This is a genomic window from Aeromonas sp. HMWF016, from assembly GCF_963878195.1.
Lineage (GTDB): Bacteria > Pseudomonadota > Gammaproteobacteria > Enterobacterales > Aeromonadaceae > Aeromonas > Aeromonas lacus.
In genome coordinates this window covers 36678-49278 of record NZ_CAWNWX010000048.1, presented here as the reverse complement: position 1 = coordinate 49278, position 12601 = coordinate 36678, and the positions used below count along the sequence as shown (strand labels likewise).

At 60.3% G+C, this 12601-nt stretch carries 10 protein-coding genes; 8 read left to right on the top strand and 2 right to left on the bottom strand.

Annotated features, from left to right (window positions below; all coding sequences use genetic code 11):
• On the top strand, window positions 1-984 hold a 984-nt coding region (locus tag AACS24_RS07075; RefSeq protein WP_258223126.1), incomplete at its 5' end, for a YeaH/YhbH family protein.
• A 9-nt stretch (window positions 985-993) separates the two neighbouring features.
• Entirely contained in the window at window positions 994-2514 is a 1521-nt protein-coding gene (locus AACS24_RS07070; RefSeq protein ID WP_033113277.1) for a SpoVR family protein, read from the top strand.
• A 158-nt stretch (window positions 2515-2672) separates the two neighbouring features.
• Here the strand turns inward: AACS24_RS07070 and fadJ are convergent, their stop codons facing one another.
• Window positions 2673-4796, bottom strand: a complete 2124-nt coding sequence (gene fadJ, locus AACS24_RS07065; RefSeq protein WP_108572881.1) for a fatty acid oxidation complex subunit alpha FadJ — start codon at window positions 4794-4796, stop codon at window positions 2673-2675.
• Window positions 4796-6106: an acetyl-CoA C-acyltransferase FadI gene (fadI, locus tag AACS24_RS07060; RefSeq protein WP_108572870.1), complete on the bottom strand. Its 1311-nt coding sequence runs from the start codon at window positions 6104-6106 to the stop codon at window positions 4796-4798. Before fadI ends, fadJ begins: the two co-directional genes overlap by 1 nt.
• 183 nt (window positions 6107-6289) lie before the next feature.
• Between fadI and AACS24_RS07055 the strand changes: the two genes are divergently transcribed.
• Genes AACS24_RS07055 through AACS24_RS07030 form a run of 6 tightly spaced genes read left to right on the top strand, consistent with a single transcriptional unit; the run spans window position 6290 to window position 12584 of the window.
• On the top strand, window positions 6290-7240 hold the full coding sequence (locus AACS24_RS07055; protein ID WP_033113279.1) for an AAA family ATPase: 951 nt from the start codon (window positions 6290-6292) through the stop codon (window positions 7238-7240).
• Complete coding sequence (locus AACS24_RS07050; RefSeq protein WP_108572868.1) at window positions 7231-8127, top strand: DUF58 domain-containing protein; 897 nt, start codon at window positions 7231-7233, stop codon at window positions 8125-8127. The genes AACS24_RS07055 and AACS24_RS07050 overlap by 10 nt, the downstream gene beginning before the upstream one ends.
• Complete coding sequence (locus AACS24_RS07045) at window positions 8112-8654, top strand: DUF4381 domain-containing protein (protein ID WP_108572867.1); 543 nt, start codon at window positions 8112-8114, stop codon at window positions 8652-8654. The genes AACS24_RS07050 and AACS24_RS07045 overlap by 16 nt, the downstream gene beginning before the upstream one ends.
• Complete coding sequence (locus AACS24_RS07040) at window positions 8651-9640, top strand: VWA domain-containing protein (RefSeq protein WP_108572865.1); 990 nt, start codon at window positions 8651-8653, stop codon at window positions 9638-9640. Before AACS24_RS07045 ends, AACS24_RS07040 begins: the two co-directional genes overlap by 4 nt.
• On the top strand, window positions 9631-11094 hold the full coding sequence (locus AACS24_RS07035; RefSeq protein ID WP_108572863.1) for a VWA domain-containing protein: 1464 nt from the start codon (window positions 9631-9633) through the stop codon (window positions 11092-11094). Before AACS24_RS07040 ends, AACS24_RS07035 begins: the two co-directional genes overlap by 10 nt.
• Complete coding sequence (locus AACS24_RS07030; RefSeq protein ID WP_108572861.1) at window positions 11088-12584, top strand: BatD family protein; 1497 nt, start codon at window positions 11088-11090, stop codon at window positions 12582-12584. Before AACS24_RS07035 ends, AACS24_RS07030 begins: the two co-directional genes overlap by 7 nt.
• Window positions 12585-12601: the final 17 nt, after the last annotated feature.

Genomic DNA, 12601 nt, shown 5'->3' with positions numbered 1-12601 from the left:
GGACAGGGGTCCGGCGAGGGGCAGGCATCCAATCAGGGGGAAGGAGCCGATGATTTCGTGTTCCAAATCTCCAAGGATGAGTATCTCGATCTGCTGTTTGAAGATCTGGAGCTGCCCAGACTGCAGAAAACCCAGCTCAATCAGCTGATGGAAGTCAAAACCTATCGGGCGGGCTACACCTCAAACGGGGTGCCCGCCAACATCAACGTGGTGCGCTCGTTGCAAAACTCGCTGGCGCGTCGCATGGCGTTGCAAGCTGGCAAAAAACGCCAGTTGCATGAACTGGAAGAGCGGCTGGCACAGCTGGCCGCAGATCCCAACGAACACTTTGCCGAAATTGCCCAGCTCGAGAAGGAGATCAGGGAGCTGAAACGGCGGATCGACGCGGTGCCATTTATCGACACCTTCGATCTCAAGTTCAACAACTTCGTCAAACGGCCGGTCCCCTCCAGTCAGGCGGTGATGTTCTGTCTGATGGACGTCTCGGGCTCCATGGATCAGGCTACCAAGGAGATGGCCAAGCGTTTCTATATTCTGCTCTATCTGTTCCTGAGCCGGACCTACAAGAACGTAGAGGTGGTCTACATCCGCCACCACACCCAAGCCAAGGAGGTGGACGAGCACGAGTTCTTCTACTCCCAGGAGACCGGCGGCACCATCGTCTCCAGTGCGCTCAAAATGATGAATGACATCATCAACGAGCGTTACCCGGCCAACCAGTGGAATATCTATGCGGCGCAGGCGTCGGATGGTGACAACTGGGCCGATGATTCACCGCAATGCCGGGAAATTCTGGCGCGGGACATCATGCCAAGGGTGCGCTACTACTCCTACATCGAAATCACCACCCGTGCCCACCAGACCCTGTGGCACGAGTATGAATCAGTGGCCAGCCAGTTCCCCCACTTTGCGATGGAGCATATTCGCAAGGTCGAGGATATCTATCCGGTATTCCGGGAGCTGTTCAAGAAACAAGCGGCGTGAGGAGGTCACATGATCGAAACTGAAAAACGTGTAGCGCCACTGGATGATGGGCCTGACTGGAACTTCGATCTGCTGGAGACCTATCACCAGGAGATCGCTCGGGTCGCCCGCTTCTACAAGCTGGACACCTACCCTAACCAGATCGAGGTGATCACTGCCGAGCAGATGATGGATGCCTACTCCAGCGTCGGCATGCCCATCGGCTATCAACACTGGTCGTTCGGCAAGCGCTTTATCCATACCGAGCGCAACTACAAGCGCGGCCAGATGGGACTGGCCTACGAGATCGTCATCAACTCGGACCCCTGCATCGCCTACCTGATGGAGGAGAACACCATGCCGATGCAGGCACTCGTGATGGCCCACGCCTGCTACGGCCACAACTCCTTCTTCAAGAACAACTATCTGTTCAAGGCGTGGACTGATGCCTCCTCTATCATCGACTACCTGCTGTTCGCTAAGAACTACATCACCCAGTGTGAAGAGAAGCACGGTATCGAAGCGGTGGAGCAGTTGCTCGACTCCTGCCATGCCCTGATGAACTTCGGGGTGGATCGCTACAAGCGTCCCCAAAAGATCTCGATGGCCGAGGAGAAACGGCGTCAGAAGGCACGGGAAGATTATCTGCAGACTCAGGTCAACGAGCTATGGCGTACCCTGCCCAAGCAGCATAAAGCTGCTGGGGTGGAAGACAGACGCTACCCCGCAGAGCCCCAGGAGAACATTCTCTATTTCATCGAGAAGAATGCCCCCCTGCTGGAACCCTGGCAGCGCGAGATAGTGCGCATTGTGCGCAAGATCAGCCAGTACTTCTATCCGCAAAAGCAGACTCAGGTGATGAACGAGGGGTGGGCTACCTTCTGGCACTACACCATCCTCAATCACCTCTATGACGAGGGCAAGCTGAGCGATCGCTTCATGATGGAGGTGCTGCACAGCCACACCAATGTGGTCTATCAACCGGCTTACAACAGTCGCTACTACTCGGGGATCAACCCCTATGCGCTGGGGTTTGCCATGTTTACCGATCTGCGCCGCATCTGCGAGAACCCGACTGAGGAGGACAGATACTGGTTCCCCGATTACGCTGGCAGTAACTGGGTTGATACCCTGCACTTTGCCATGCAGAACTTCAAGGATGAGAGCTTTATCAGCCAATTCTTAAGCCCCAAGGTAATGCGCGACATGAAGCTGTTCGCCATTGATGACGACGATCTGAAGAACTATCTGAAGGTCTCCGCCATCCACAATGACGAGGGGTACCGTCAGGTGCGCAATACTTTGTCGGCCCAGTACAACCTCAGCAACCTGGAACCCAACATTCAGGTCTACAATGTCGCAGTGAAAGGAGATCGCTCCCTCACCCTGCGCTATGTGCCACACAACCGTATCCCTCTTGGCGACTCGCGCCATGAGGTACTCAAACACCTCCATCAGCTGTGGGGATTCGATGTGGTGCTGGAGCAGGATAACGGCGATCTGCCTGCAGATATCATCAGTCGCTGCCCGGAGCGCAAGCCGGGTATCTGAGCCTTGCGACCTCGCAAATGGCCCACTTCGGTGGGCCATTTTTATCAGCCTTCACATCTGCCAACATCATTTGAGCCCAAGCCGTACAAACCACAACATAGAAAGAGGCCCGCATGGTGTGCGGGCCTCTTTGGTTTGCGATCAATCTGCAGCAGTTATCAATAGAACGTTTGCTGCTCCGCCGCCATCGCCTTGAGGCGGGCACAGGGGGCAAACCTATCGCCGTGGCGCTTCTGGTAATACTCCAGACGGCCAACCAGATGATCGATACCAAGCTTGTCCATATAGCGGAACGGGCCACCGAGGAAGGGCGGGAAACCGATACCGAAGATGGCACCGATATCGCCGTCACGGGCCGATGCAACCACACCACTGTCGAGGGTCATGGCCGCTTCATTGAGCATCAGCAGTACGCAACGCTCGGCAATATCCTGCCTGGCAAGCTTGGCCACCGGCTTGATCCCCAGCACATCGTAGACGCTCTCATCCACCTTCTTCTTGCCTTTGGCTGCCTTGCCATAGAGGTAGAAGCCCTTGCCGTTCTTGCGCCCCTTGCGATCGTTTTGCAGCAGCTTGTCGAACGCCTTGGGTGCCTGAAACTGCTCGCCACCCAGCTCGTTTTCGAGGATGGGGGAAATCTTGGCGCCCACATCAATGCCCACTTCGTCGAGCAGGGTGATGGGGCCAACCGGGAAACCGAAGTCGAGCAGCGCGCTATCCAGCACCTCTACCGGCTCTCCTTCCAGCACCAGACGTGCTGCTTCGTTCATGTAGGGAGCGAGGATACGGTTTACGTAAAAACCGGCTTCGTCCTTCACCACGATAGGCGTTTTGCCCTGTGCGCGGGCGAAAGCCAGAGTGGTGGCCACAGTCTCGGCACTGGTGCCGGCGTGGGGGATGATCTCGGCCAGCGGCATCTTGTCGACCGGACTGAAGTAGTGCAACCCGATAACCCGCTCGGGGTGGCTCGCCACCGAAGCGATCTGGTTGATGGGCAGTGACGAGGTATTGGAGGCAAATACTGTGTGCTCTCCACATTCACGCTCCACATCCTTCACCATCTGGTGTTTGAGATTGAGATCTTCAAACACCGCCTCCACCACCATGTCGATCCGGTGGAAACCGGAGTAGTCCAAAGTCCCGGTCAGCAAGTTCATCTGCTTCTCAAGCTCACTGCGTAAGATATGACGGCGCTTGAGTTTCTTGGCCAGGATGTCATAGCTGTAGCGCATGGCATTGCCGATCCCGGCGCTTGCCACATCCTTGATCCGCACCGGTACGCCCGCCTTGGTAGCGGTGACGAATGCGATGCCGCCGCCCATCAGACCACCACCCAGCACGGCCGCATGCCCCACCTTGCGCGGCTCGGCGCCCTGATAGGTGACCTCTTTCTTCATTTCCGTGGTGGCAAAGAAGATAGAACGCAGGGCGGCAGACTCGGCTGTCATCACCAGCTCGCCGAAGTGGCGGTACTCAGCGACGAGGCCAGCTTGCATCCCCTCCTCCACACCGATGCGCACCACGTCCAGGATCCGCTCCGGCGCAGGGTAGTTACCGCGCGTCTTGCTCATCACCCCTTTACGCGCCTGATCGAACAGCACCTTGCGGCCAAGCTTGTTGGTCTCAAGCAGCTTGCCCTGCAGATCCCGCTTCAACTCGTGACGGGGCTTGCCCTTCTTGGCCAGTTTTATTGCAGCATCCAGCAAGATGGAGGGCGGCACCACATCGTCCACCAGCCCCAACTTCTTGGCCTGCTTGGCACGAACCTGCTTGCCGGTCAGCATCAGGTCAAGCGCCTTGGCCACCCCGATAAGGCGCGGCAGGCGCTGGGTACCACCGGAGCCCGGCAGCAGACCAAGTTGCACCTCGGGCAGACCCAGCACGGTTTTGCCGTGATCGGTCGCCACCCGGCCATGACAGGCCAGCGCCAGCTCCAGCCCGCCGCCGAGGCAAGGGCCGTGAATAGCGGCGATTACCGGGATAGTCAATGACTCGATCTCGGCAAAGATAACCTGCCCTTCCCGCGACAGGGTCTCGGCATCCTTGGCACAGGTGCAGGCGGCCAGCATGGTGATGTCGGCTCCGGCGATGAAAGAGTCCTTCTTGCCGGAGGTGATCACCAGACCGATCAGGTCACGGTTAGCCTTCACCTCGGCCAGCACGGTGCGGATCTCCTCCACAAAGGCGGCCTTGAGGGTATTCATGCTCTCGCCCGGCACATCCATGGTGAGAATGCCGATGCCATCATTGCGAACATCCAAGGAAAAAGTCTTAGCACTCATCATTCAACCTCCAACACCATAGCCACGCCCAATCCACCCGCCGCACAGGCGGTGTTGAGCCCCAATCCCCCACCGCGACGACGCAGTTCGTGCAGGGTCTGGGTGATCATCCGCGCACCGGTCGCGGCAAAGGGGTGGCCATAGGCCAGCGAACCACCGAGCACGTTGAATTTGTCCATATCCACCTCGCCGATGGCCTGATCGCGCCCCAATTTGTCGCGGGCAAACTCGGCGCAGGCAAACATCTTGAGGTTGGCCAGGGTCTGGGCAGCAAAGGCTTCGTGCATGTCGATCAGGGTCAGATCGGCCAAGGTGATACCGGCTCTGTCCAGCGCCAGCGGCGTGGCGTAGGAGGGGCCCATCAGCATATCCTGCCACACATCGATGGCCGAGAAGGCGAAGCTGCGGATATAACCGAGGGGCTCGAGCCCCAGCTCTTTCGCACGTCCTTCCCGCATCAGCAGGACCGCGGCAGCGCCGTCGGTCAGTGGTGTGGCGTTGGCAGCAGTGACTGTGCCATGTATACGATCAAACACCGGCTTGAGCTTGGCGTAGCTCGCCAAGTCCGAGCTCTCACGGATATTGTTGTCCCGCTCGAGCGGCGACTTGTAGGGCGGTACATGGGCGGTAAACACCTCACCGCTGAGCTTGCCCTCGGCCCAGGCTTGCGCCGCCAGGGAGTGGGAGCGGTGGGCCAGCGCATCTTGCGCTTCGCGGCTGATCCGGTGGCTCTTGGCCATCTGCTCGGCGGTCTGTCCCATAGAGAGGCCAGTCGAATACTCGGCCACAGCGGGCGGCACCGGCAGCAGATCCTTGACCCGCAGCTGGCGCAAAATATTGAAGCGCTGCTGCAGATTGCGCGCCTTGTTGAGATCCACCAGAGCGCGGGCCAGCTTCTTGCTCACCCCGATAGGCAGCACGGAGGAGGAATCAGCACCACCGGCGATGGCGATATCTACCGTACCGGCCATGATGGATTCGGTGACGTTGGCCACCGCCTGAAAACTGGTGGCGCAAGCGCGAGAGACGCTATAGGCATCGGTGTTGACGCTCATGCCAGTACCGAGAACGATTTCACGAGCAATATTGGGGGCTTCCGGCATCTGAACCACCTGGCCAAACACCAGCTGGTCGATAAGCTTGGGGTCGAGATCGGTGCGGGCGAGCATCTCGCTCACAACCAGCTTGCCGAGATCCACCGCAGGGACGCCATGATAGGCGGTTGCCTGCTTGGCAAAGGGGGTGCGCAGCCCCGCCACGACGGCAATCCGTTCGCCCTGGCGAGTCGTCAGTTTCAATGGCTGTTTCATCCTGGCTCCTTGGGTTTATAAGGGAGAGGTCTGACCTCATTGCGCCACATATTAACAATCCAATCACAAGTTTCATACAGCTGATTGAAACTAAATTCAGCAAGGCTGGCGCCCTTCACTCGCCCTTGTGGCTCAACTGGAGTATAAAAAGATCAACTTCCATAAAAACAACGGGTTTATCGCATGGCAGCGGCGGAGTTCAAACAACTGAGGGACTATCTTGCCAGTCAAATTCTGGGACAGGATGAGCTCATCGAAGGGCTGTTGATCGCCCTGTTATGTGAAGGACATGTATTAATCGAAGGGGCTCCCGGCCTTGCCAAAACCCGTGCCGTCAAGGCGCTTGCTGGCGCTGTCGAGGGGCGTTTCGCTCGCATCCAGTTCACCCCAGACCTGCTCCCCGCAGATCTGACCGGCAGCGAGGTGTTTCACCCGCAGGATGCCAGTTTTGTATTCCAGCCCGGCCCCCTGTTCAATCATCTGATACTGGCGGACGAGATCAACCGGGCGCCGGCCAAAGTGCAATCTGCGCTGCTGGAGGCGATGGCAGAACACCAAATTACCGTGGGCAAAAAGAGCTGGCGCCTGCCGCCGCTCTTTATGGTGGCCGCCACCCAGAACCCCATCGAACAGGAGGGAACCTATCCCCTGCCGGAAGCACAGCTCGACCGTTTTTTGCTAAAGCTGATAGTCGATTATCCGAGCCCGGCCATGGAGCTCGCCATCTTGCAGCTCAATGCCGGTGGTGAACTGCTTGGCGCAGCGCCAGTGACCCTGAGCCAGACTGCCTTGCAAGGTGCTCGCAGCGAAGTGCTGGCGGTCAGCATGCAGAGCAGGCTTGAACACTATCTGGTGGAGCTGGTCTGCGCTACTCGCCCCGGTAGTGGCCTCTGCCCTGCCCTTGAACCACTGCTCGCGGTGGGGGCAAGCCCGAGAGCCACGCTGGCACTGGCCCGTACAGCCCGTGCCCGCGCCTGGCTGGCGGGACGGGATTTCGTGCTGCCGGAAGATATCCAGCTGCAAGCCTATCCGGTGCTCCGTCACCGCCTTATCCCAAGCTATCAGGCCCTGGCGGACAATCTGGATAACGACACCCTGATCGCCCAGCTACTGGATCAGGTGCCATGTCCCTAGCGCCGGATCTCCATCCCGATATCGCCCTGTCGCTGCCACAGCTGCTCAAGATCCGCTACTGGGCCAAGGCGCCCCCCCGCGCGGGCAGAAGCAGCACCGAGCGTGGCAAACCCGGGCGCACTCCCGGGCTCACCTTTCGCGAGCTGCGCGCCTATCAGGCGGGTGACGAGGTTCGTCATATCGACTGGCGGGTGACGGCGCGCCTTGGGCGCCCTTACACCCGTCTCTATCGTGAAGAGCAGGATCAGGCGCACTGGCTGTTGCTCGATCTCTCCCCCGCCATGTATTTCGGCTCTACCATGCAACTCAAGGCTCGCCTTGGCTGCGAGCTGGCGGCCGCCCTTATCTGGCGACATGAGAAACAGCACAACACCCTGATTTGCCATGGGATAGCCCCCCATCGCCAGAGCCAGCGGGGCAACGTGCTGCCGCAGCTCGAATCCCTTTGCCATCACTACCGGCAGGGACTGGCCCGCCAGCCGCTTTCCCAGACACTGGCCGATACCCTCGGGCAAACAGCACTCCCCCACGGCGCCAGATTGACCGTCATTACCGATCACCGCCCCTGTGAATCAGCGCTCTGCCAGCGGCTGCAGCAACTTTCGCTGCGTCACGATATTCACTACTGGCAGATCCGTGATCCGCTGGAAGCCACGCTGCCGCCAAGCGGTGTGCTGCCGGTGACCATCAACCGGGCTTCAGCCCCCTATCAGGGTTGGCTCGATGGTCAGCACAGTGGATTCTCACATCGCTACCAACAGGCGGCCGAGCAACAACTGCAACTGGGCAGGCAACAGCTGCTACCGCTGGTACAGCGGCTCTATCTCCTCGATAACGGCCGGACACTGCAACAACAGTGGCAGGAGGGGTTATGTCATCAGGGATAACGCCACTCTTGGCCAGCAGTCCGGCATCAGAGGCGATTACCGCGCCCCTGAACGCACTACTGAAGGACAAGATCCGGGACATTCATCCAGGTCCCGAGGTTGGCGAGCAACTTCTCGATCCACGCTTGCAGGCCCTGCTGTGGCTCCTGATCCTCATTTTTTTGCTGGTGCTGATCATCAGATTGGCAATACGAATACAGCAATATAGGCGCTGGTGCTGGCAGTTGGAGGGCGATCCACAACAGCTGGTCACCAGCATCCAGGATAACCTGCGCCTGGAGGCACTGCATCGCTGGCCCGAGTCTCGCCTGCTGCAGGGAGAGGAGTGGCTCGCGTTTCTGGATCGTCAAGGCGGCACCCGGTTCAGCCAGTTTGCCCATCACTGGAGCAGCTGGCTCTATGGCAATAGAGCCCCCGACCATCAACAGAGCGAGCAGCTTAAACAGAACTATTACCGTTGGGGACGCGCCTGCCTTCTGTACAAGCCACGGCTGGCGAGCAAGACCCGAACAAGGGGAAACCGATGACCCTCGCTTGGACCTGGTTTGCTCTCGCACTGGTGCTGCCGTTGCTGGTGCGCTTTGGCCTGCCGCCCCTGCGCCACGGTTATCTTGCCCACCCCGGCTTCCCTCTGCTGCGTGCCCATGCAGGCATGTCTTTGTGGCGAGCAGGGCTTATTTGGTGCGCCCTGATTGCGGCTCTTTGCCGTCCTCAATGGTGGGGAGAGCCGGTGGTGCGCTATCAGGGGAGTCGTGACCTGCTGCTGGCGGTCGATCTCTCCGACAGCATGCGCACCCCGGATATGCTCGATAGCGGCGAGCAGCTGGCTCGTCTGACGGCAGTTCGCCAGCAAATCAAGGGATTGATCGCCCAGCGCGCCGGCGATCGGATCGCTCTGGTCGTCTTTGCCGATCACGCCTACCTGCTCTCTCCCCTGACGCAGGAGATCCCGGCGCTGCTGACATTGAGCGACGAGCTCGACTTTGATCTGGTTGGCCGCACCACCGCCCTCGGTGAGGCGATCCTGCTGGCACGCCAGCATGCCGAGCGGGGTCGTCCGACAGCGCTGCTGCTGGTAACCGATGGGCGCAATACCGCAGGCAGTGCCGATCCGGAGCCAGAGGCCAAACTCGCCGCAGCGCAGGGGATACGGATCTACACCCTGGGGGTCGGAGCTGATCCCGATACCTTTGTGCAGCCTTTCAATGACGCAGGCGCAGATCAGAGTGACCCCAGTAGCGAGCTTGATGAGCCCCTACTCAAGCAGCTGGCCCGGATTGGCAATGGGCGCTATTTTCGCGCCCGCAGCCAGAACGATCTGGAGGCGATCAACGAGGCCATCAATCAACTGGAACCCACCGCCCATCCCGTCGCCCACTATCAACCGGTGACAGAGCTTTATCCCTGGCCGCTGGCACTGGCCTGTGCGCTGTTACTGCTGCCCGCAGGCCATGGCGGGGTACATAACCGATTTACCCGCGCCCTGCTGCTGAGAATGAGACGATGGATCTGATCCTGCTCAGGCCGCTCTGGCTATTGGCGCTCATCCCCTGGCTCTGGCAGGGGTGGCGGCGGCGTCGCCAGCCCCCCATGCTGGCTCCGGCCATGCGCGCCTACCTGTTGCCAGAGCGCAAACCGGCTCGCCCCTGGCTCTGGCTGGCGACCCTGCCGGTCATTCTGGCGCTCAGCGGCCCCGCCCTGCGCAGTGAGTGGCAAGCGCAACCGGCCGCGCCGCTCGATATCTGGATCCTGGATCTCTCCCGCTCGATGCAGGCCACCGACCTCAAACCGGATCGAGCCACCCGGGTCAGACTACAACTCCAGCAACTGCTTGGCACTGCCAACAACGCCCGGATTGCGCTCGTTCTCTACGCTGGCGACGCTTATCTCGCCATGCCCCCGACCCGGGATCATCAAGCCATTGCCCTGCTGCTGCCCGATCTGCGCCCCGACATCATGCCGTTGCAAGGCAGTAACCCCGTGCGGGCCATCACCCTTGCCATGAAACAGATTGCCCCCGGTGAGCAGGCTCGTCTGCTGCTCATCACCGACGGCCTTAGTAACAAACAGATGGATGAGATTGCCGCGCTGTGGCCCTGTCAGGAGAGCCTTTTCTGTCACAACAGCAATAGCCCACGACTCGATATTCTCCTTGCCAGCAGTGCAGAGCCTGCGGCCATGCCACCCATTCCGGCCAATGAGCTGGGTTTTGCCACACGCCCCCCTACCCAACTGGCCGCACCACAAAGCGATGCCATGGCTACCATGGTGCGCAAGCTGGGGGGCGAGCTGCAGTGGCTGGGTAGCGAATCTCCCCGTTTTGCCCCGCTGCCCACTACTACCACGGCGCTTGCCCCTGCGCCGCGCGATTTGGGCCCCTGGCTACTGTTGCCGCTACTGCCCCTGGCGCTGCTTGCCCGGGTGGGCACCCAACTGCTCATTGCAATAACCATCGGCTGGTCACTGCTGGCGCCAGCCCCGACGCAAGCCACCCCCATTCAGCCATCACCAGACGAGCAGGCGATGCAAGCCTATCTGAAGGGAGAGTACCGGCTGGCAGCCAGCACATTCAGCAACCCGGTATGGCGCGGCAACGCTTGGTATCGGGCAGGCGATTACCGGCAAGCCGTTGCAGCCTACGAGCTGGAAACAAGCGCGACCGCCCATTACAACCGGGGCAATGCGCTGGTTCAATTGGGGGAGCTGGCTGCCGCCAAAAAGGCCTATCTGGCCGCACTGGCCCTTGAGCCACGCCATGAGGATGCCCTCTATAACCTCTCACTACTGCAAGGCGGTGAGTCGGCGGCACCAACAGAGGCAACGCACAGCAGCGCATCCATTAAACCGGAGCAAGCACCGGCCGAAGCGGTGCCACTGCCCCCTGCACCGCCAGGGCTTTTGCTGGAACAGCGGCTGCGCAAAGAGGCGCTGCGCCGAGAGCTCATAAAGGTAGAAGAACCATGGTGAAGCGCACGGTCTGCTCGCTATTGCTCTTGGTGTTGAGCCTCCCCAGCTGGGCACAGCCCCGGGCCGAGCTATTGCCAGGTGCTACCCCGGTTGACTGGTTGCTGGTGATCGAGGCGGATGGAGTGCGTCAGGGCAATGAGCTAGAGATCACGCCGCTGCTGCGCCAGTTCGCCGTGGGCAGAGTCACCATGAGTCGGGTATCTACCCCGGTGCAGCAGTTGACCCGCTGGCAGATCCCGCTGCACCTGACTAGCCAGCCAGATGATCCTGCTGGCATGGCGATAGCTCCGCTAAAGCTTGGCAACGAGTGGACACCCGAGCTGACACTCAAGGCCCCTGCGCCACAACCGACTCTGCCTGCACCCCCTCCCCCAGCCGCACTGGAGATGGAGGCCCAGCTTGATCATCAAGGGCCCCTCTATCCCGGTCAGCCGGTGATCTATCGGCTCACGCTCTGGCTCCCCACCACCATGCAGCAGCCCGGGCTCAGTGAACTCAACTCGCCCCATTTCATCATTCGCCGCCTTGGCAACGATGAGTGGCTTCCCCCAGTGCAGAGCGGGCTGCCCGGCAGACTGACCCGCAGCTGGCTGATCCAGGCCAAGGCTGCTGGACTCTGGCTTATCGACTCTCCGAGGCTACAGGGACAATTGCCCCAAAACGGGGGTCAGCTGCAGCGCCTTGCCGCCCGCGCAGCCCCCCTTCAGGTACGCATTGATCAAGCCCCCGCGACGCCGGTAGCCAGCCGTTTGCTGCTGACCCAACGGATAGAGCCCACGGCAGAGGGTCACGCGGGGGAGCCACTGATCCGGGTCATTACCATCACGCTCGAAAATGGCGACAGCAGTCAGGTGCAGCTTGCTCCTCTTATGGCACAGCAGCTCCCCGCCGGGCTGCAGGCCCACCCGGATGGCGAGCAGCAACAGGAGCGTTATCGGGAGGGCAAATTGCTGTTTGAACGGGAGTGGCGCCAAACCCTGCTGGCCCGCGAGGCAGGAGAATATCAGCTACCGGCAATCACCCTGCCCTGGTTCAATACCGCAAGCGGCCGTATAGAGCAGGCGAAGCTGCCTGCCACTCGCCTCGTTTTCCAACCGGCCAGCCGGCAAGGTGCGGGCGAGTCACTGCCACTGGCCAACGAGAGCATCTGGTGGGTATTGCTGGCACTGCTGCTGCGAGGCATAAGGCGCAGCAGTCCGCGCTGGCTCGCCTTCTATCGTCTGCAACGGGCACTGGCCAGCCAGCAGAGCGAGCAAAGCCGCCTGGCCCTGCGCGATTGGGTCTTGTTTTTTGCTCCAATCGGCAGTGCCAAACCGGCCAATACAGAGCAGTTGCAAAGATGGCAAGCGGAGCTGGATCGCGCCTGCTTTGCGCCCTCGGCACCGGTCGTGCCATGGCGCACAATCTCCCATGGGCTCTGCCATGTTGAAACAGCGGGCATTGCTCAGCTCCTTGCCCTGATTGCTCACCGGTTCCCCTTTCGGGGTTAACCCAGCCTCCACAACAG